Origin of the sequence: Streptococcus equinus (assembly GCF_049393735.1) — a bacterium.
Lineage (GTDB): Bacteria > Bacillota > Bacilli > Lactobacillales > Streptococcaceae > Streptococcus > Streptococcus equinus_G.
Genome location: NZ_CP185946.1, coordinates 188,173 through 207,585 on the forward strand (window position 1 = coordinate 188,173; position 19,413 = coordinate 207,585).

A 19,413-nucleotide genomic window follows, 5' to 3' on the forward strand; every position below is an offset into this window, starting at 1 on the left:
TTTGGTTCTTTTAATGCTACTTTTGTGTTAAAATAGTATCCTGTAGTCTGAAAATTTGTCTAATTTTTTTAGACCTATCATTCTATGGGAAACAAGGTGTTGTGGAGGAGCCTTGTTTTTTATAGAGAAAATTATGATTATAAAAAGATAGTTCTCATAGTTACTATCTTAAGAAAAAAGGATTTATTATGAAAAAGTTTAAACTGTTTCTAGCTACTTTGGTAGCGGCTCTTCTCATTTTGGTTGGTGGGAAAGCGATGGCGTATGATATTACTGTTAAAGATGGTGGTGCAGGAACTTATGAAGCTTACCAAATTTTTACAGGTGATTTATCATCAGATGAGACAACCCTTTCAAATATTGAGTGGGGAAATGGTATTACGGATGCTGGTAAAGCAGCACTACAAGAAAAATATGGTGTGACTTCTGCAGCAGAAGTAGCTGAAAAACTCGGTTCTGCTGGTGCGGATGCACAAGCTGCAAAAGACTTTGCCAAGGCAGCAGGTCACTATCTTCAAAATGCGACTGGCTTGACTGGACACGAGGCAGGATATTATCTTGTTCAAAATAAAACAGTCGGCAGCAACGAAGCTTATACTAATTATATTTTAGAAGTATTAAAAAATGTAGAGGTAACACCAAAAACGTCTATTCCAAGTGTCACAAAAAAAGTTAAAGAAACTAACGACACAACTGGTACTGTTAGTGACTGGCAAGATTTTGCGGACTATGACAGATTGGATGATGTTCCTTTCCAGTTGACTGCGACATTGCCAGAAAACTTTGATGATTACGAGACTTATTATTTTAATCTTGTGGACAACTTACCATCTGGACTTACATTTAACAAAGACGCTGAAGTTTTTCTTGTTACTGGTGACACAAAAACTAAAGTAACAAAATTCTTTACCCTTGATAACTTAAACTTCAAAATCGATAATTTAAAATCTCTTGACGGTATCTTAGCTTCATCAAAAATTATTGTCGAATATACCGCTAAACTCAATGATAAAGCTGTTCACGGTTCATCAGGTAACCCAAGTAATGTTGAATTGATTTATTCAAATAACCCAAACAACACAGGAGTTGGAGCAAGCACAGGTAAAACCCCAGAATCTATTGTCAAGGTCTACACTTACGAAGCGGTCTTTGAAGAAATTGACAAAAACAAAGAGACTCTAAAAGGTGCTGAATTCACTCTTTACAAGGTAGTAAAAGAAGGTGACAGCACTAAAAAAGTAGAAGTTAGAAGAAAAACTATTGACGAAAATGAACGTTTTGTGTTTGAAGGGCTTGATGCCGGGGAATATACCCTTGTAGAAACAGTGACACCAGATGGTTACAACACTATTAAACCAATCGATTTCAAAATTGTGACGGATTATAATGAAAATCTAGATCCTACCAAACTTGAGGGTTCAGGCGATGTAAACTTCGAATCAAATCTTCCAGAAGGGTCATTGACTGCTGAAATCATCAGCCGTAAAGGTTCACTCCTTCCTTCAACAGGTGGCGTGGGAACAACTATTCTATACAGTGTTGGAACAATTTTAGTTCTGGTATCCGTTGTATTTTTAGTCACTAAAAAACGTATGGAAGTAAAAGAATAAAAATGACAAGGCACTATTTCAGTGCCTTTTTCTTATGAGATGTCCTATAAATATTGTCATATCAGAAAAACTAGTCATAAGTAGCCTATTTATTTGTCACTGTGACAATATTTAGGTGGCTGTAAACTATTGATATCATAATGAATTATGATAGAATTAAATCATCCTAAACAACATCTTTGTTTAAAACTCCAACGGCACTTGAGGGAGTGCCGTTTTTGTTGAGTTTTTTCAAGAGTTTAGGAATTTATAGAACTTTTTCTCATAATGTTCTAGCATACACTGCAGAGCATATTTCAACTATTCTTTTTTTGGTAAAATAGTTATTAATGGGAGTAAAGTAGGAGAATTTTTCCTAATCATCTTCTTTATTCTTATTTCCTGATCTTTTAAACGCTATGAAAATAGCGTTTTTTTTGTAAATCGTAAATTGGATGAATGCCACTTGTCACTGTGACAATATTTAAAAAGTGTTCAGAGCTATCGATAAAAAGAAGTTGTGATAAAATAAAATCAATCCAAGGTTAAGTCAATATAACTCCTATTGCTAACCATGCTAATTAGACGACACAAGTTATAAATACTAAAGCACCCTATCTTAACCTTGGAGAGAAATTTTTGTATTTTGACGAGTGACAAAATACAAAAACCATCTTTAGTTGGGAATTCAAATTAGTAAAGAAGATGAATGTTTTCTTACAGTTTTCCCAATTTCTTTTCTCACTTCTTGAGCGCTATGAAAATAGCGCTTTTTATTGAGCTTAAGTGGGAAACACCCGGTTATCAAACTAACTTGAAAGAAAAATTATTGAGTGAATTTATGAGAATAAACAAAAAAGCCTTGCAAAGCAAGACTTGTGGGATGTGGGAAAAATCCTCCCTATAGGGCTCGAACCTATGACCCATGGATTAAGAGTCCACTGCTCTACCAACTGAGCTAAGGAAGGATGAGAAGCTGTATTGGCACCGTGATCCACGATTTGTATTGAACCCGCGAATGTAAAAGCAGGTGGGCAACTCGCTTCTCCTTAGTCGCTTCCGCGTGTGACGGCTTGCATACTGGAGAAAGACTACTGTTTCCCGAAATACAAATATTTAGTCGGTCAACACATTGATGTGAATTCGTATGCCACAGCAATTAACCTATGTCATTATGATACCACTTTAAAAAAATATTTCAAGGGGTAAAGCCCAATTTTTAGAAAGCGTTTTTTGAAAAAAATCAGAAAAGGTTGCAAAAAGTTATTTTGATAAATGATCGATTCGGTCTTTATTGGCACCAAGGGCACGTTCGTATTTACCGGTTTGGTTGGCATCAAAATAGTTTTTTCCGACCAGCTTATCTGGGAGATACTGTTGTTTCACCCATTTTTCTGGGTAGCTGTGAGGGTATTTGTAGCCTTGGGCGTTGCCTAATTCTTTGCTGCCGGCGTAGTGTCCGTCACGAAGATGGCGTGGAATAGGAAGGGTTCCATTTTGATGCAAATCAGCGATTGCTTTATCAATAGCTTCGTAGGCTGAATTTGATTTTGGTGAGAGTGCGAGGTCAATCACGACGTTAGCAATCAAGATACGGGCTTCTGGAAAGCCAATTTTTTGAGCAGCCTCAAGGGCAGTGACGGTATGAATCTGCGCATCAGGGTTTGCAAGCCCGATGTCTTCATAAGCAATGACTGTTAGTCTTCTGGCAAGACTTGGCAAATCACCAGCTTCAATCAAGCGTGCCGCGTAGTGTAGGCTGGCATTGACATCAGAACCTCGAATAGATTTTTGAAGAGCTGAAAGCACATCATAATGCCCGTCTCCGTCTTTATCCATGGTAATATAGCTGCGCTGCAAGCTATTTTCAACGGTATCAAGCGTGATGTGGCGAAGCCCATTTTCATCAGCTTTTGTAGACATGACGGCTAAGTCAAGTGAATTAAAGGCAGAACGAAGGTCACCATTGGTTGCTGTCGCGATAAAATCAATGGCATCTGCATCGATGTCGACATCAAAGTCAAATCCACGTTCTTTGTCAGAAAGAGCTGTCTGTAAAGCTGACTTAATGTCGTCAGTTGAGAGTGGCTCAAGTTCAAAAATTTGAACGCGGGAACGAATGGCAGGAGTGACTGAGAAAAATGGATTTTCAGTTGTCGCTCCAATCATGATGATATTGCCGTTTTCAAGCAATGGTAGCAGAAAATCTTGTTTGGTTTTATCGAGACGATGGATTTCATCGAGCAGTAAAACCAGTCCGCCAGAGAATTTTGCTTCTTCGGCGATTTCTTGCAGGCGCTTTTTGCTATCGGTTGTGGCGTTAAAGGTACGAAAGGCGTACTTGGTTGCTCCTGCGATAGCGCTAGCGATTGAGGTCTTCCCGATACCGGGAGGACCGTAGAGAATCATGGACGATAGCATATTGGCTTCGACCATGCGGCGAATGATTTTTCCTTCGCCTACCAGATGCTTTTGCCCAATGACTTGGTCAATATTTTTGGGACGCATCCGTAAAGCGAGATTATTTGGCATTTATGTCCTCCAGATAGTAGCTATAGATGAGATCGTCAAGGTATTTACCGTCTTTGTAGAAATTATTTTTTAGGGTTGCTTCTAGAGTAAATCCTAAATTTTCATAGAATGCACAGACATTTTTATTTGATGAGAGAATATGGATGACGACTTTTTTGTAATTATCGGCTTTAGCCATAGCAAAAAAGACTCGAATAAGGGAATGCCCGACACCTTGACCGCGATTATTTTTATCTACAGCAACAACAAAAGTTACCACATGACGTGCACTAGGAAAAGGGTAATAAGAGTGGTAATCAAGAACACCTAAAATTTTCCCATCTTCTTCAGCGACGAGATAGTGTGATTGATTGTGAAAATCTCGAATAATCTTTTGTCTACTGGCATCGGGTAATTTTGATGGTGTACTGAAATTATTCCAAGTACTATTTTGAAGAGCGACAACTTGGTCGATGTCTTCTAATTTCATTGGTCGTATTTGCATGTCATTTCCCCTTAAGTTATGTTAAAATAATTGTAACACAAAAGAAGATTGGAAGAAATTTTTAATGGCTAAATTTGGCTTTTTATCAGTATTAGAAGAAGAAATGGACAAGCACTTCACGTTTGACTATGCCATTGATTGGAATAAGAAAAATCATGCAGTGGAAGTGACTTTTATTTTGGAAGCGCAGAATCAATCTGCTGTTGAAACAGTGGATGACCAAGGTGAAGTTAGCAGCGAAGATATTGTTTTTGAGGATTACGTGCTATTTTACAACCAAGCAAAATCAAAAGTTGATGAAGATGAGTATTTGGTGACAATTCCTTTTGATGCCAAAAAAGGATTTTCACGCGAATTCTTAGCTTATTTTGCTGAAACATTGAACGATGTGGCAACAAATGGACTTGATGATTTGATGGATTTCTTGGCAGATGAAAATGCTACAGACTTCGCCCTTGAATGGGATGCTGAAAACTTTGAAAAAGGCAAAGCAGATTTGAAAGAAACAGAATTCTTTGCTTATCCTAGATACTAGGAAGTGTAGATTCTAGATTGAATAGAAAGGAAAAAGGGTTTAGGTAATTTCAAACTGAACCCGCCCGAAACACTGTGCCAAAAAGATAAAAGTCTCCTAGACGCAAGCGCCGTCGGTGATTTTCCTATTTTGGCTTTGTGTTTTACGGGCTTGGTATCTTAATTATGAACAAGTGGCAAGAGTTGACTGTTGAGGTCTTGCGTGATGCAGAAGAAGCTGCGTCAAATATTTTAATTGAATTGGGAAGTCAAGGTGTGGCTATCGATGATAGTGCTGATTACCTTGGACACGTCGGAAAATACGGCGAAGTTTTCCCAGAAATCAAACAAGTAGAAACTGTAAAAATCACAGCTTACTACCCAGAAAATATTGATATTGAGGCTGTTGAAAAAGAAGCAGCTAAACGTCTAGCTGAATTGACTGATTTTGGCGTTGACGCTGGTGATGTTCACTACGCAACTCAAGAGTTAGCAGAGCAAGATTGGGCTGAAAATTGGAAAAAATATTATGAACCAACTCGTATCAGCCATGATTTGACAATCGTGCCAAGTTGGACAGATTATGACGCTAGCGAAGGTGAAAAGACTATTCGTCTTGACCCTGGTATGGCATTTGGTACAGGAACTCACCCAACAACAAAAATGAGTCTTTTTGCACTTGAACAAGTGCTTCGTGGTGGTGAAACAGTGATTGACGTTGGTACTGGTTCAGGTGTGCTTTCAATCGCAAGCTCACTTCTTGGTGCAAAAGATATTTATGCTTATGACCTTGATGAAGTAGCCGTGCGCGTGGCACAAGAAAATATTGACTTGAATGCTAACACTGAAAATATTCACGTGGCTACAGGTAATCTTTTGCAAGGTGTGGACATCAAAGCTGATGTTATCGTGGCAAATATTCTTGCTGATATTTTGGTAAATATGACTGAAGATGCTTACCGTCTTGTGAAAGACGAAGGTTACCTTATCATGTCAGGTATCATTTCTGACAAATGGGAAATGGTTCGCAAGTCTGCTGAAGATGCGGGATTCTTCCTTGAAACTCACATGGTTCAAGGCGAATGGAATGCTTGTGTTTTCAAAAAGACAGATGATATTTCAGGTGTAATTGGAGGATAAATGCAACAATATTTTGTAGCAGGACAAGCTCAAAACGTCGTTACAATCACAGATAAAGACACGGTTAAACACATGTTTAATGTTATGCGTCTGACTGAAGATGAGGAAGTTGTCCTTGTTTTTGATGACCACATTAAACGTTTGGCAAAGGTTGTCGATAGTGCTGAGCATCGTTTTGAAATCATTAAAGAACTTGATAGCGATGTTGAAATGCCAGTTGAAGTTACGATTGCTGCGGGATTTCCAAAAGGTGATAAGTTAGAATTTCTTGCACAAAAAGGAACAGAACTTGGTATGGCAAATCTTTGGGCATTTCCAGCTGGTTGGTCTGTTGTCAAATGGGACGGAAAAAAACTAGCCAAAAAAGCAGACAAATTGGCAAAAATTACTCTTGGTGCTGCTGAGCAAAGCAAGCGTAATGTCATTCCAGGTGTGACTCTTTTTGAGAAAAAAGCAGCCTTTCTTGCTGAACTTGACCAGTTTGATAAGATTTTCATTGCTTATGAAGAGTCAGCAAAAGAAGGTGAAACGGCTATTTTAGCGCGTGAGCTTTCCCAAGTCAAAGCAGGTGAGAAAATTCTCTTTATCTTTGGCCCAGAAGGCGGAATTTCACCAGATGAAATTGTGGCATTTGAGGAAAAAGGTGGCTTGAAAATCGGTTTAGGGCCACGTATCATGCGTGCTGAAACGGCACCGCTCTATGCTCTTAGTAGCGTTAGCTATGCTTTAGAATTATTGTAAAAGGAAGTTGGGACGAAAGTCTCAACTTCTTTTTGTAATTTTTTAATTGACAGCGCTTTAAAAAATTTTTATCCTAGAGATAAGAATTTCAAAATAAGGACAAAAAGATGGCAACGATAAAAGACGTAGCAAAACTTGCTGGGGTCTCAACCTCAACAGCATCAAGAGCTTTACATGATAGCGATATGATTAGTGAGGCAACCAAGGAACGTGTGAGAAAAGCAATGGAAGAGTTGGACTACTCACCAAATTATTCTGCTCAAAACTTGGTGAACCGCACAACAAATACAATTGGGATAGTCTTGCCAGTTCGTGAAAGCAAGGACTCTCTTGGCAATAACCCGTTTTTCATGCAGATTATTCAAGGTATTTCTAGCATCTGTAGCGAGAATGGCTACATGGTCAATTTGGCAAGTGGTCGTACAGATGATGAGCTGCGCAAGAATTGTCAGGCATTGATTCGCAGTGGCAACATCAGAAAGTTTATTTTTCTCTATTCACGAAAAAATGATTCTGTTTTTGAGTTTGTCAAAAATCAAAAAAATGTGTCTTGTGTTGTTGTCGGAAGTTCTTATGAGGATAAAATTCCAAAATCAGTTCGATTTGTTGATAATGACAACTACCAAGCAGGAAGAGATGCTGCGGCATTTATGCTAGAAAAGGGCTATGAACATTTGGTCTTTGCCTACACAGATATGAATGAGCTTGTACAGACAGAGCGTTATCAAGGCTACAGTGCTTATATGCAAAGCTGTGACAAAGAAGCACTTTCTTTGCATTTTTCAAGGGTGAATGAGGATGACAATGTTTTGAAATTACAAAGCTTTTTGGCTGAGCATCCGAAAACACAAGGGTTTGTTGCTTGCGATGATATTATGGCGATTCGTTTGCAGCGTCTGTTTAAAAATAGTCAGTCACTCAAGAAATATGGCATCATCAGCTTTAATAATTCCTTGATTACAGCGATTGCAAATCCAGCTTTGACATCGGTTGATATTTTTCCATATCAGTTAGGCGAAAAGGCAGCGCAGCTTTTGTTAGATAAAAAACAAAATGAAAGCCTTCAAAAGGTGATTATTTCGCATAAAATCATTGAGCGAGAATCGACAAATAATAGTTAATACACGAAAGAAGTGGAGGATTTTTTCCATTTGCGAACAGTCCTTTGCTTTTTTATTTTTAAAATTTTTTCGAAAACGCTTTACAAAATAAAAATACGTGCTATAATAAAATCATCAAAGCAACGCAAACGTTTGCGTAAAATTATTTTTGAAATCAGTCGCTTTATGATTGGAATGTTTAAATATCGGGCAAAATTTGCATTTTTTAATAAAGCAATTGGTTTCATAGAGTTTAAGGAGTCGTTTCATGAAGAAGGCATTTAAAAAATTGACCAGCTTCGAATTTTGGCAAAAATTCGGTAAATGCTTGATGGTTGTTATTGCCGTTATGCCGGCAGCCGGTTTGATGGTTAGTATCGGTAACTCCCTACCGCTAATCAATGCAGACTCAGCTATTCTTGCTACAGTTGGTAATGTTATTGCACAAATTGGTTGGGGAATTATCAATAACCTTCACATTCTCTTTGCTCTTGCTATTGGTGGTAGCTGGGCTAAAGAACGTGCAGGTGGTGCGTTTGCCGCTGGTATCGCATTTATCCTCATCAACTTGATTACAGGTCACATTTACGGCATTTCACTAGATATGATTGCTGACGGTAAAAGTGTTGTCCACAACGTTCTTGGCGGTAAAATGCTTGTAGCAGATTACTTTGTTAACGTACTTGGTCAACCAGCACTTAACATGGGTGTCTTTGTTGGTATCATCTCAGGTTTTGTTGGGGCAACAGCTTACAACAAATATTACAACTACCGTAAATTGCCTGATGTTCTTTCATTCTTTAACGGAAAACGTTTCGTACCATTTGTTGTTATCTATCGTTCAGTTCTTGTTGGTTTGTTTATGGCACTTATTTGGCCAATCATCCAATCAGGAATTAACGGATTTGGTATGTGGATTGCATCATCACAAGATTCTGCTCCATTTTTAGCTCCATTCTTGTATGGTACTTTGGAACGTTTGCTTCTTCCATTTGGTCTTCACCACATGATTACTATCCCAATGAACTACACTTCACTTGGTGGTACTTATGAAATTTTGACTGGTGCTCAAAAAGGTACAGAAGTCTTTGGTCAAGACCCTCTTTGGTTAGCTTGGGTAACTGACCTTATCAATCTTAAAGGTTCAAATGCTTCAGCTTATCAAGATCTTTTAACTACAGTAACTCCAGCTCGTTTTAAAGTTGGACAAATGATTGGTGCAACAGGTACTCTTATGGGACTTAGCCTTGCAATGTACCGCAATGTTGACTCTGACAAGAAGAAAAAATACACTGCTATGTTTGTTTCAACAGCAGCAGCTACATTCTTGACAGGTGTTACTGAACCAATCGAATACATGTTTATGTTTGTTGCAATGCCACTTTATGTTGTATATGCAGTTGTACAAGGGGTGACATTTGCTCTTGCTGATTTAGTTAACCTTCGTCTCCATTCATTTGGTAATATCGAACTTTTGACACGTACACCAATGGCGCTTAAAGCAGGTCTTGGTGGAGATTTAATTAACTTTGCTATCTGCTGTATCTTATCAGGTGTTGTGATGTACTTCATCGCAGACTTTATGATTAAAAAATTCAACTTTGCTACTCCAGGTCGTAACGGCAACTATGACGACATGGATGATGACGCTGCTGCATCAACAACTGGTGCGACAGTATCTGCTAATTCTCAAATCGTTCAAATCATTAATCTCCTTGGTGGACGCGATAACATTGAAGATGTTGATGCTTGTATGACACGACTTCGTGTAACAGTCAAAGATGTCGCACGAGTTGGTGATGAAGAAACTTGGAAAAAAGCAGGTGCTATGGGTCTTATCATTAAAGGCTCAGGTGTACAAGCTGTTTATGGACCAAAAGCAGATATTTTGAAATCTGATATTCAAGACCTTCTTGATTCAGGTGCTGACATCCCAACAGTTGATTTGGCAGCAGTTGAAGGAAATGATGTCACTAAAGTTACATATAAAGGTGTGACTGAAGAAGTTCTTTCAGTTGCTGACGGTGACGTAAAAGCAATCACAGAAGTGAAAGATCCTGTCTTCTCAGCTAAAATGATGGGAGATGGATTTGCGGTAGAACCAGAAAACGGAAATATCTACGCTCCAGTTTCTGGTATTGTAACAAGTGTCTTCCCAACAAAACACGCCTTTGGTTTGTTGACAGACAATGGTCTTGAAGTTCTTGTTCACATTGGTCTTGATACTGTTGCTCTTAACGGTGTGCCATTCTCTGTTAAAGTAACAGAAGGTCAACGTGTAGCAGCAGGTGACCTATTGGTGGTAGCTGACTTGGCAGCTATCCAATCAGCAGGACGTGAAACAACAACTATTGTTGCCTTCACAAATACAGCAGAAATCAAAGCAGTCAATTTAACACAAACAGGAAAAGTTTCTGCGAAAACAGCTGTTGCAAAAGTAGAACTTTAAGCTTATATTATTAGTGATATAGAGATTTAGGTTAAAACTAAATAGAAGGGAGTCCGAGGTAGGAATCTCGGACTCTCCTTTGACTTGAGGGGAAAAACATGGCAAAATTTTTAACACTTAATACGCATTCTTGGTTAGAAGCCAATGCGTTGAAAAAATTATTTGATTTGGCAGAAACGATTTATAGTGAAGATTATGACGTCATTTGCCTTCAAGAAATTAATCAAGACATCCGAGGACTAGAAACGAAAGAAGCTGAAGGGTATGAAAAGCTCCCTTGTAGTCCAGCTTTGCACCGTGATAACTATGCTTTGCAACTAGTAAATTACCTTAAGAGTCAAGGTAGACATTATTATTGGTCTTGGGCTTACAATCATATCGGATATGATAAGTACAATGAAGGTGTTGTGATTTTATCGAAAAAACCAATCAAGGTTCAAGATATTTTAGTTTCTGAAGTGGATGATGAACATGATTTTCATACGAGACGTGTCTTGGCAGCTGAGACTGAAGTTGATGGTAAAACAATCACTGTGGTCAGTCTTCACATGTCTTGGTATGGCAAGGGCTTTGAAAGTGAATGGGCAAAACTTGAAAAAGCTCTAAGTGATTATCCAAAACCACTAGTGCTTATGGGTGATTTTAACAATCCTACGGATACTGCTGGTTATGAGATGATTTTAAAGAGTCCGCTTGATTTGCAGGACAGTCACAAAGTAGCAAAAGTCATCCAAGGTGACCACACGATTATTGAAGATATTGATGGTTGGGAAGGCAACAAACAATCCCTTAAAGTAGACCACGTCTTCACAAGCAAAGATATTGACATTCAGTCATCAAAAGTTGTCTTTGATGGCGGTGAATCTCCAATTGTCAGCGACCACTTTGGTTTAGCTGTCGAACTTAACTACTAACTAACCTTACCTCCTAATTATTTGTTTGTTTTTGTAAAAAAATCGCTCCTGATTTCAGGGGCGATTTTGGGTAAATAAAAGTGTTTTTTTTGATACTTACCTTAGGAGGTGCCGTCGGCAGCGACTTCCTACGGAATTCCATGCCTAAGTTTTGAGCCGATAGTCTCAAAACTTCCGGGTGGCTTATTCATTGATGCTTTAGCCACATTCACCACGGCGGTAAGTATCGTTTAATGCTCACTTCGTTCGCATTTAATTTCAAAGTTGAAGAGTGTTAATAACAATTTGAAATTTATTAAGTTAAAAACAGACTAGTTTATTTTCTAAATCGCTCCTGATTTCAGGGGCGATTTTGATTAATTTGCATTACGGTGTGGTATAATGGATCGCAACATTAACACTCAAACAATTATTTACGGAGGACGCCATGAAAAAATTTAGCATTGAGATTGAAGAAGTACTTCAAAAGGTTGTGGAAGTTGAAGCAGCAAATAAAAATGAAGCTTTGAGAATTGTGAGTGAGCGATACAAGAACGAAGAAATCATCTTAGATGAAAATGATTATAAAGGTTACGAACTTCGAGTGATGTCAGAGTAAAAAAGAGCGGACATAAGTCCACTCTTTTTTGAGTTATTCAATTTATTTATTCTACAATTGGGCTTTTGAGGTAAGCGTCAACGAGGCGTTCTGTTGCTTGAACAGAGTCGATGTGTGTGCGTTCATATGAGTGGCTTGATTCGATACCAGCTCCAAATAGGGCATGTTTAACTTCGGCACCAGCACGAAGCGCAGCTGAGGCGTCGCTACCGTAGTAAGGATAAATGTCCAATTTGTATGGGATTTTATTTTCATCTGCCAAGGCTACAAGGTGTTGGCGAAGTTCGAAGTTGTATGGACCTGAACCGTCTTTGACGCAGATTGATACGCTGTATTCATCAGTTTGTTGGTCATCACCCATAGCTCCCATATCAACAGAAAGGTATTCGACAGTTTGAACAGGAATACTTGAGTTAGCACCGTGCCCAAGCTCTTCAAATGCTGAGAAGTAGAAGTGAGTTGTGTATGGCAAAGTGATATTTTGTGCCTTGTATTCTTTGAGCAATTCAATCAAAATAGCAGCAGATACTTTGTCATCTAAGTGACGTGACTTGATGAAACCAGATTCGGTAACAACCACGCGTGGGTCAAATGAGATGAAATCTCCAACTTCGATGCCAAGTGCGCGTGTTTCTTTTTCGTTTGTTACTTTTTCATCAAGACGAACTTCCATGTTAGCTTGGTTGCGTTCAGCAGTTCCAGCATCTTTGTAGACGTGAACAGATGTTTGGTGCATGAGGATAGTACCGCTGATTTTTTTACCATTTTTAGCGACATGAATAGTACAGTTTTCACCTTCAATGGCATTGTAGACAAAGCCACCGATAAGGTCCATCTTAAGACGACCATCTGGTTTAACCGCACGTACCATTGCTCCAAGTGTGTCAAGGTGAGCTGTTACAACACGATGTTTACTGTCATTTTTACCAGGGACAGTGACCATAACGCCACCTTTATTTGTGCGAACAGGCGCATAACCAAAGCTTTCAAGTTCAGCAATCAGATAATTCATAATGTGGCTTGTGTAGCCAGTAGGTGAAGGAATATTTGCAAGTTTTGTAATGTAATCAACTGTTGTTTTCATGGTTTCTCCAATAAAATCTAGTCATTGGTCGGAAGTTTCCGACTCTTTAATGTCATTATAACATTTATTTGCAACTTTGTTTCTGAAAAGGCTTTAAAAATTACTTAGCCTGCTGTGAAAATATGGAAATTATTGACAATAATCTCTGCTAAACGTTCAATATCAGCACTTGTGCCTCGAAGTTCAAAATCACCAAGCATTGGGAAGCCAAAGCGCTTAGCGTACTGTTTAGCTGTCAGGCAATACTGCTCGTTAAAGTTGCGGTTGCCAGAGCCGATGATACCAAAGCAGTGTTTGTAGTTGTCGTGCGCTGCGATAAAATCTCCCAAAGGATTTGTCAAAATCTCAACATCACCTGAGTCAACCCCGTTTCCCCCTTTGAGATAAGTCGGTAAAACTGCGATAAAAGGTGATGTGACTGGAAAGGTCTCGTGCTTGAGTTCTTTGATATTGATAGTTTTGCTTTCAAGTTGGTAATGTTCTTTTAAGTATTCTCCCAAGCGTTTAACAAAACTTTGAGTGTTGCCACTTAGGCTGATATAAGCAATGGTTAATGTATTTTCTGTCATAAAATTCCTCATGATTGTTTTACTTTTAGCCAATTTATCATATTAGAAATGGATAGACAAGCAATTAGATTTAAAAATAGGAGTAGTGCTGTTTTGCGAAAACGCATAAAAGTTTACTCTTTTATTTTAAAAGACTAGACTTATTAAAATAACTGTGATATACTTTTATTAAAGATGTTGGTAGCGCAATCATTTACAGTTACTAAGTCTATTATTTAAAAGGGGAGAATAACCATGGCAAAAGCATTAATTATCTGTGTTGCCGGAATGTCATCATCACTTATGGCACAAAAAACAACAGATTATTTTAAAACACAAGGAAAAGACATTACTGTTGAAGCAATCAGTTCAAACGAAGGGGAACGTGTGATTACTGATGCTACTTATGATTTGTACCTTGTTAGTCCACAAGCTACAATGTATTACAACCAATTTGCGGCAGCGGGTGAAAAATCAGGGCGACCTGTTGTCAAAGTTCCACCACAAGCTTACGTTCCAATCCCAATGGGTGTTGAGAAAATGGCTAATTTGATTTTGGAAAATATTTAATGAGGTGCTGCTAGATATGACTGAAGAAGAATTACAACTTGCTGCCTTTGAAATTATTTTGCACAGCGGCACAGCCCGCACCTCTGTTCACGAAGCTCTGGATGCTATGAAAAATGGAGCATTTCAAGAAGCTGAAGAAAAATTAGCTGCAGCTGATGAGGAACTTTTACAGGCTCATCATGCTCAGACAGATTTGCTACAGAAATATGCAAGTGGTACCGAAATTAAAATTGAAATCATTATGGTGCACGCACAAGATCACTTGATGACAACAATGACACTTAAAGAAGTTGCCATCGAAATGATGCACATGTACAAAAAAATCAACGCTTAAGTAAACACCATCTTTGATGGTGTTTTTTAATGGACTGCATTAAATAACACCTTATCGTTATCTGATAAGGTGTTTTTGTGAAATTAATAAAAGGATTTGTGAGGAAAGCTCTTCTTTGAGGAGTAAGTAGAGCTAGGAATTGTTGAATTCTACTGGGATTAAGGTAGTGAATTAGTCTTCAAATCCGTTATCGATGGATACTTGTTTGAACCATTCACCAGATTTTTTAATAGTTTTGATTTGAGTGTGGATATTATTTGAGATGAAACCGTAGCGGTTACGGTAAGCATTCATCCAAGACCAGCAATCGATTGGTGTCCAAAGGTGATAGCCAAAGCAGTTTGAACCTTCTTGAATACCACGGTGAAGGCAAGCCAAGTGTTCTTTGATGAAGTCGATGCGGTAATCATCTTGGATTTTTCCATTTTCATCCATGAAGCGTTCTTCGCGAGAAACACCCATACCATTTTCTGAGACGAACCAAGGGATATTTTTATAGTTGTCACGAATGTTAATGGCGATGTCGTAAATGGCTTCTGGGTAGATTTCCCAACCTTTGTCGATGTTCATGCGACGACCTGGCATGTTGTATTCGTCATAGTAACGATTTGGCATCCAAGCACCGACAGAATTTGGTGCGATGTCTGGTGCTTTCACACGATTTGGGTGATAGAAGTTAACACCTAAGAAATCAATGGTATTTTCTTTAAAAATTTGAGCATCTTCAGGTTCTGTTTGCCAGATTACGCCATCTTTTTTGAGAACTTCTTCAAGTTCTTCTGGGAAATGCCCATTGATTGCTGGTTCAAGGAACATTTTGTTATTCCAAAGTTCAGCAAAGTGTGCAGCAGCTTGGTCTTCTTTAGAATCAGAAGCAGCATAAGTTGGTGTTAAGTTTAAAACTGTACCAATGCGGCCACCGTCTTTGTCTAAACCAAGTTCTCTGAATTTAGCAATAGCTTTTGCTGAAGCGATGTTTAAGTTGTAGGCAACTTGAACAGCTTTTTTACCATCAACTAATTTTGGATAGTGAAATTGGTAAAGGTATTCGCCGTCGACAACAACCATTGGTTCATTGTGAGTTGTCCAATCTTTGACGCGGTCACCGAAAGCTTTGAAAGCTTGCTCAGCAAAACCAACATAAAGGTCAACCACGTGACGCGATTCCCAACCACCATATTTGTGATAAAGTTCGACAGGTAAATCAAAATGGTGAAGGTTCATAATTGGACGAATGCCATTTTCAATGAAACAGTCGATAACATTATTATAGAAGTCTACTGCATCTTGATTAACTGTATTTTTTTCGAGGTCATCAATCAGGCGTGTCCATTGAATAGAAGTACGAACGCTGTTGAGACCGATTTTCTTCATCAAAGCAATATCTTCTTTGTAACTATTATAGAAGTTTGATGCTGTGTCTGGACCAACTTGGTTATAAAAAGCCTCGGGTTCGATTTCGTACCAGTAGTCAAACATGTTAGCATGTTTTTTATGGAAACGCCCCTCACTTTGAGGACCAGATGTCGCTGCTCCCCACCAGAAGTCTTCTGGAAATGTGTAAGTTACCATAAGATTCTCCTTAAAAATATATATTTTTTTGTTTTTACAAGTACAATTATACACTTTTTAAAGCAAAAGACAATATTTTTATATAAAAAGACTAGACTTTTACAAAAAATAAGTTATAATGATAATGTAAAAACAAACTTAATGGAAAGAGGAGTGTTTATGAACAAGTTTCTAGATGCTATCAGTGACAAACTTTTGCCTTTGGCAAACAAATTGGCTTCCAATCGCTACTTGTCGATTTTACGTGATGCCTTCATGCTTGCCTTCCCGTTGACCATGTTTGGGTCAATTGTTGTCGTTATTTCTAACCTTCCTTTTTTAAACGATGGTACGAAAGCGCTTTTATCAACTCTGTTTGGTAATGCACAAAATGCGACAATGTCGATTATGACCGTCTTTGTAACCTGGGGGATTGGTTACTACCTATCTAAATCATATGATGAAGATGGTATTTTTGGTGGAGCAATTGCATTTGCAAGTTTCCTTCTTTTAACACCGTTTTACACTTTGACAGATAAAGGTCAAGAAGTATCTAACGTTCTTAGCCTAGATCGCTTAGGGGCAAAAGGAATGTTCCTAGGAATGATTGTGTCATTTATTGCGACTGAAATTTACTGTCGTGTCAGCAAAAAAGGTTGGCAAATTAAAATGCCTGACAGTGTGCCACCTGCAGTTGCAAAATCATTTGCTGCTTTGATTCCAGCAGTTTTGACATTATCAATTTTCACAGCGCTTAATGCAATCGTAACAGGTGCTTTCAATACAAACCTTCACGATGTGATTTATAATGTTATCCAAATGCCTTTGGTTGGTCTTGGTAGTAGTATTTGGGCAACACTGATTGCCATCTTCTTTATCCAATTCTTGTGGTTCTTTGGTCTTCACGGACAAATTCTTGTTAACTCTGTTATGGACCCAATTTGGAACACTTTGATGTATGATAACTTGGATGCTTACAAAGCAGGTGAACACATTCCTCACATTATTTCAAAACCATTCATAGAAACATTCACTGTTGGTCTTGGTGGTACAGGGATGACTCTTGTGGTTGTTATCATCATGGCATTTATCATGAAGAAAAAACAATACCGTGACGTTGGTCGTTTGGCACTTGGTGCTGGTATCTTTAACGTTAATGAACCTGTTATCTTTGGTTTGCCAATCGTTTTGAATGCTACAATTCTTATTCCTTGGGTGATTTCACCAATCATCGTTACAGCTCTTAACTACTTCGTAATGGCAATTGGCCTTGTTCCTGCACCAACAGGAGTATCTGTTCCTTGGACTGTGCCAGTCTTCTTTAGTGGTATGATTGCGACAAACTCACTTGCTGGCGGTCTTCTTCAAATTATTGACTGCTTGATTGTCGGATTTATCTGGCTACCATTCTTGCATATGCTGGACAAACAACCTGATTCTGCGCTATAATAAGACTATAAGTTTTAAAAATTAGTCTATACAAGTGGAATAGGAGCGATCTATGTCAAAATATGAAGAGATTGCAGGGATTATTCGAACAAGGATTTCAGACGGAACTTACCCAATTGATTCGATGCTGCCGATTCAATCTGACTTGGCAAAAGAATTTGGGGTAAGTCGAATGACTATCAAAAAAGCTATTGAGATGTTAACCATTGAAGGTTTGGTCCTTTCAAAACAAGGTAATGGAACGAAGGTTTTAAACTCATCGTTTTGGGATAAAGAGGATTCGAGATTTCGATTGAACAACTACAATGGCTTAAGCCATGACATGAAGGATGATTCTCGCAAATTAACGAGCAAAATCATTGAATTTACCGTTGAATTTCCTGATGTGGAGATTGCTGAACGTCTTCAGGTCGAACAATCAGCACCAGTTTACAAAATTATTCGTCTACGTTTGCTAGATGGTAAGCCATATGCTCTGGAGCATACTTATATGGCGTGTGATTTGGTTCCTGGATTGGATGATAGCATTTTGTTGGCATCGGTTTATGATTATCTTTGGAACACTTTGCATCTTAAATTTGCTGGATCTTATCGTCATATCACTGCTGAAAAACCTGATCAATACGATAAAGACCATTTAGCTTGTCGGGATGATGATCCTATTTTGCAAGTGGAGCAAGTTGTTTATTTGGAAAATGGTAGACCAATTGAGTATTCACGCACACGAAATCGTTATGATGTACGCGGATATTCATTGTTGGATGTTAAGAATATTTAGCTGAGAAACCCAAAAGAACTTTGGGTTTCTTCGTGGTAGACAAGCAGATTTGCTTGAAGAAAGGAAATTTTTTATGGCAGAACCATTATTTTTAAAAGCACAAATGCATGATAAAATTTGGGGTGGAACAAAACTTCGTGACGAATTTGGTTACGATATTCCGACTGAAACGACTGGTGAATACTGGGCTATTTCAGCTCACCCAAATGGTGTTTCAATTGTGGATAATGGTACATATAAAGGTGAAGGCTTAGATAAACTTTATCGTGAACACAAAGAACTTTTCGGAAATCCAAAATCAGAAGTCTTTCCATTATTGACAAAAATTCTTGATGCTAACGATTGGCTTAGTGTGCAAGTTCACCCAGACGATGCTTATGCACTTGAACATGAAGGTGAACTCGGTAAGACAGAATGCTGGTATGTTATTGCTGCTGATGAAGATTCAGAAATCATTTATGGTCACAATGCCAAATCAAAAGAAGAACTTGCTGAGATGATTGAAGCAGGCAAATGGGACGATTTGTTGACAAAAGTTCCAGTCAAAGCTGGTGATTTCTTCTACGTCCCAAGTGGAACAATGCATGCTATCGGTAAAGGTATCTTGATTTTGGAAACACAACAATCAAGCGATACAACTTACCGTGTTTACGATTTTGACCGTCGTGATGCGGCTGGCAACCTTCGCGACTTGCACATCAAACAATCAATTGATGTTCTAACAATTGGTGAACCTGCAAACAGCACACCTGTGACTGTAGATGTGGATAACTTGAGTTCAAGCCTTTTGGTGTCAAATGAGTTCTTTGCAGTTTACAAATGGGTTGTGTCTGGTGCAGTCAACTTTACCCAAACAGCACCATATTTGTTGGTAAGTGTTCTTTCAGGTCAAGGTAGCTTGACTGTGGATAACTGTGTTTATAACCTTAAAAAAGGTGACCATTTTATCTTGCCAAACGATGTGAAATCATGGCAATTTGATGGCGATTTAGAAATTATCGCTAGCCATCCAAATGAAAAATAAATGTTCGTAAACATG

At 38.4% G+C, this 19,413-nt stretch carries 18 protein-coding genes, 1 tRNA gene and 1 other RNA gene; 13 read left to right on the top strand and 7 right to left on the bottom strand.

Annotated elements, in window-relative coordinates:
• The first annotated feature begins 188 nt into the window (after positions 1 to 188).
• The gene (locus ACNTMY_RS01095) at positions 189 to 1,610 is read left to right on the top strand and encodes an isopeptide-forming domain-containing fimbrial protein (protein WP_423216351.1); all 1,422 of its coding nucleotides are present in this window, start codon (positions 189 to 191) and stop codon (positions 1,608 to 1,610) included.
• Positions 1,611 to 2,484: 874 nt separating this feature from the next.
• Here the strand turns inward: ACNTMY_RS01095 and ACNTMY_RS01100 are convergent.
• The 4 genes from ACNTMY_RS01100 to ACNTMY_RS01115 form a co-directional block, all read right to left on the bottom strand.
• Positions 2,485 to 2,557, bottom strand: a tRNA-Lys gene (locus tag ACNTMY_RS01100).
• 1 nt (position 2,558) lies between these two features.
• A non-coding RNA gene (gene ssrS / locus ACNTMY_RS01105) (6S RNA) lies at positions 2,559 to 2,751 on the bottom strand.
• A gap of 101 nt (positions 2,752 to 2,852) precedes the next feature.
• Positions 2,853 to 4,121, bottom strand: a complete 1,269-nt coding sequence (locus tag ACNTMY_RS01110) for a replication-associated recombination protein A (RefSeq protein WP_423216352.1) — start codon at positions 4,119 to 4,121, stop codon at positions 2,853 to 2,855.
• Positions 4,111 to 4,605 carry a GNAT family N-acetyltransferase gene (locus ACNTMY_RS01115; protein WP_134775841.1) on the bottom strand — a complete coding sequence of 165 codons (495 nt, stop codon included), beginning with the start codon at positions 4,603 to 4,605 and terminating at the stop codon, positions 4,111 to 4,113. Before ACNTMY_RS01115 ends, ACNTMY_RS01110 begins: the two co-directional genes overlap by 11 nt.
• A 64-nt stretch (positions 4,606 to 4,669) precedes the next feature.
• On the opposite strand from ACNTMY_RS01115, the gene ACNTMY_RS01120 reads away from it, so the two are divergent.
• From ACNTMY_RS01120 to ACNTMY_RS01150, 7 genes are all read left to right on the top strand, one after another.
• Positions 4,670 to 5,140, top strand: a complete 471-nt coding sequence (locus ACNTMY_RS01120; RefSeq protein ID WP_423216353.1) for a DUF3013 family protein — start codon at positions 4,670 to 4,672, stop codon at positions 5,138 to 5,140.
• 164 nt (positions 5,141 to 5,304) lie between these two features.
• Entirely contained in the window at positions 5,305 to 6,258 is a 954-nt protein-coding gene (prmA, locus tag ACNTMY_RS01125; RefSeq protein WP_423216354.1) for a 50S ribosomal protein L11 methyltransferase, read from the top strand.
• Complete coding sequence (locus tag ACNTMY_RS01130) at positions 6,259 to 6,999, top strand: 16S rRNA (uracil(1498)-N(3))-methyltransferase (protein WP_423216355.1); 741 nt, start codon at positions 6,259 to 6,261, stop codon at positions 6,997 to 6,999. It begins immediately after the preceding gene.
• A 107-nt stretch (positions 7,000 to 7,106) separates the two neighbouring features.
• A complete protein-coding gene (locus tag ACNTMY_RS01135; protein WP_423216356.1) occupies positions 7,107 to 8,120 on the top strand; it encodes a LacI family DNA-binding transcriptional regulator in 1,014 nt (337 codons plus the stop codon).
• A 247-nt stretch (positions 8,121 to 8,367) separates the two neighbouring features.
• On the top strand, positions 8,368 to 10,548 hold the full coding sequence (locus ACNTMY_RS01140) for a PTS transporter subunit IIBC (protein ID WP_423216357.1): 2,181 nt from the start codon (positions 8,368 to 8,370) through the stop codon (positions 10,546 to 10,548).
• A gap of 98 nt (positions 10,549 to 10,646) precedes the next feature.
• The gene (locus tag ACNTMY_RS01145) at positions 10,647 to 11,462 is read left to right on the top strand and encodes an endonuclease/exonuclease/phosphatase family protein (RefSeq protein WP_423216358.1); all 816 of its coding nucleotides are present in this window, start codon (positions 10,647 to 10,649) and stop codon (positions 11,460 to 11,462) included.
• 427 nt (positions 11,463 to 11,889) lie between these two features.
• Positions 11,890 to 12,060 (top strand): DpnD/PcfM family protein, encoded by a 171-nt coding sequence (locus ACNTMY_RS01150; protein WP_423216359.1) that lies wholly within the window; start codon positions 11,890 to 11,892, stop codon positions 12,058 to 12,060.
• 46 nt (positions 12,061 to 12,106) lie between these two features.
• Here the strand turns inward: ACNTMY_RS01150 and ACNTMY_RS01155 are convergent, their stop codons facing one another.
• Together ACNTMY_RS01155 and nrdI are read right to left on the bottom strand one after the other, a co-directional pair.
• On the bottom strand, positions 12,107 to 13,144 hold the full coding sequence (locus ACNTMY_RS01155) for a M42 family metallopeptidase (protein WP_423216360.1): 1,038 nt from the start codon (positions 13,142 to 13,144) through the stop codon (positions 12,107 to 12,109).
• 104 nt (positions 13,145 to 13,248) lie between these two features.
• The gene (gene nrdI / locus ACNTMY_RS01160) at positions 13,249 to 13,713 is read right to left on the bottom strand and encodes a class Ib ribonucleoside-diphosphate reductase assembly flavoprotein NrdI (RefSeq protein WP_423216361.1); all 465 of its coding nucleotides are present in this window, start codon (positions 13,711 to 13,713) and stop codon (positions 13,249 to 13,251) included.
• A gap of 234 nt (positions 13,714 to 13,947) precedes the next feature.
• On the opposite strand from nrdI, the gene ACNTMY_RS01165 reads away from it, so the two are divergent.
• Together ACNTMY_RS01165 and ACNTMY_RS01170 are read left to right on the top strand one after the other, a co-directional pair.
• On the top strand, positions 13,948 to 14,262 hold the full coding sequence (locus ACNTMY_RS01165) for a PTS cellobiose transporter subunit IIB (protein ID WP_020916043.1): 315 nt from the start codon (positions 13,948 to 13,950) through the stop codon (positions 14,260 to 14,262).
• Between the two features lie 16 nt (positions 14,263 to 14,278).
• Positions 14,279 to 14,596, top strand: a complete 318-nt coding sequence (locus ACNTMY_RS01170) for a PTS cellobiose transporter subunit IIA (protein WP_024344555.1) — start codon at positions 14,279 to 14,281, stop codon at positions 14,594 to 14,596.
• Positions 14,597 to 14,767: 171 nt separating this feature from the next.
• Here the strand turns inward: ACNTMY_RS01170 and ACNTMY_RS01175 are convergent, their stop codons facing one another.
• Positions 14,768 to 16,168: a glycoside hydrolase family 1 protein gene (locus ACNTMY_RS01175; protein ID WP_423216362.1), complete on the bottom strand. Its 1,401-nt coding sequence runs from the start codon at positions 16,166 to 16,168 to the stop codon at positions 14,768 to 14,770.
• 159 nt (positions 16,169 to 16,327) lie between these two features.
• Between ACNTMY_RS01175 and celB the strand changes: the two genes are divergently transcribed.
• From celB to manA, 3 genes are all read left to right on the top strand, one after another.
• Positions 16,328 to 17,596, top strand: coding sequence for a PTS cellobiose transporter subunit IIC (celB, locus tag ACNTMY_RS01180; protein WP_423216363.1), 1,269 nt, complete (start codon positions 16,328 to 16,330; stop codon positions 17,594 to 17,596).
• 52 nt (positions 17,597 to 17,648) lie between these two features.
• The gene (locus ACNTMY_RS01185; RefSeq protein ID WP_021141545.1) at positions 17,649 to 18,374 is read left to right on the top strand and encodes a GntR family transcriptional regulator; all 726 of its coding nucleotides are present in this window, start codon (positions 17,649 to 17,651) and stop codon (positions 18,372 to 18,374) included.
• A 73-nt stretch (positions 18,375 to 18,447) separates the two neighbouring features.
• Complete coding sequence (gene manA, locus ACNTMY_RS01190; RefSeq protein WP_423216364.1) at positions 18,448 to 19,398, top strand: mannose-6-phosphate isomerase, class I; 951 nt, start codon at positions 18,448 to 18,450, stop codon at positions 19,396 to 19,398.
• Positions 19,399 to 19,413 lie beyond the last annotated feature (15 nt).

Bases quoted from the DNA above. Each gene is read 5' to 3' on its own strand.
- ACNTMY_RS01140 (WP_423216357.1), top strand. From the start codon at position 8,368: ATGAAGAAGGCATTTAAAAAATTGACCAGCTTCGAATTTTGGCAAAAA.
- ACNTMY_RS01110 (WP_423216352.1), bottom strand. From the start codon at position 4,121: ATGCCAAATAATCTCGCTTTACGGATGCGTCCCAAAAATATTGACCAA.
- ACNTMY_RS01130 (WP_423216355.1), top strand. From the start codon at position 6,259: ATGCAACAATATTTTGTAGCAGGACAAGCTCAAAACGTCGTTACAATC.
- prmA (WP_423216354.1), top strand. From the start codon at position 5,305: ATGAACAAGTGGCAAGAGTTGACTGTTGAGGTCTTGCGTGATGCAGAA.
- ACNTMY_RS01165 (WP_020916043.1), top strand. From the start codon at position 13,948: ATGGCAAAAGCATTAATTATCTGTGTTGCCGGAATGTCATCATCACTT.
- ACNTMY_RS01170 (WP_024344555.1), top strand. From the start codon at position 14,279: ATGACTGAAGAAGAATTACAACTTGCTGCCTTTGAAATTATTTTGCAC.
- ACNTMY_RS01120 (WP_423216353.1), top strand. From the start codon at position 4,670: ATGGCTAAATTTGGCTTTTTATCAGTATTAGAAGAAGAAATGGACAAG.
- ACNTMY_RS01185 (WP_021141545.1), top strand. From the start codon at position 17,649: ATGTCAAAATATGAAGAGATTGCAGGGATTATTCGAACAAGGATTTCA.
- nrdI (WP_423216361.1), bottom strand. From the start codon at position 13,713: ATGACAGAAAATACATTAACCATTGCTTATATCAGCCTAAGTGGCAAC.
- ACNTMY_RS01150 (WP_423216359.1), top strand. From the start codon at position 11,890: ATGAAAAAATTTAGCATTGAGATTGAAGAAGTACTTCAAAAGGTTGTG.
- ACNTMY_RS01095 (WP_423216351.1), top strand. From the start codon at position 189: ATGAAAAAGTTTAAACTGTTTCTAGCTACTTTGGTAGCGGCTCTTCTC.
- ACNTMY_RS01155 (WP_423216360.1), bottom strand. From the start codon at position 13,144: ATGAAAACAACAGTTGATTACATTACAAAACTTGCAAATATTCCTTCA.
- ACNTMY_RS01115 (WP_134775841.1), bottom strand. From the start codon at position 4,605: ATGCAAATACGACCAATGAAATTAGAAGACATCGACCAAGTTGTCGCT.
- ACNTMY_RS01135 (WP_423216356.1), top strand. From the start codon at position 7,107: ATGGCAACGATAAAAGACGTAGCAAAACTTGCTGGGGTCTCAACCTCA.
- celB (WP_423216363.1), top strand. From the start codon at position 16,328: ATGAACAAGTTTCTAGATGCTATCAGTGACAAACTTTTGCCTTTGGCA.
- ACNTMY_RS01145 (WP_423216358.1), top strand. From the start codon at position 10,647: ATGGCAAAATTTTTAACACTTAATACGCATTCTTGGTTAGAAGCCAAT.
- ACNTMY_RS01175 (WP_423216362.1), bottom strand. From the start codon at position 16,168: ATGGTAACTTACACATTTCCAGAAGACTTCTGGTGGGGAGCAGCGACA.
- manA (WP_423216364.1), top strand. From the start codon at position 18,448: ATGGCAGAACCATTATTTTTAAAAGCACAAATGCATGATAAAATTTGG.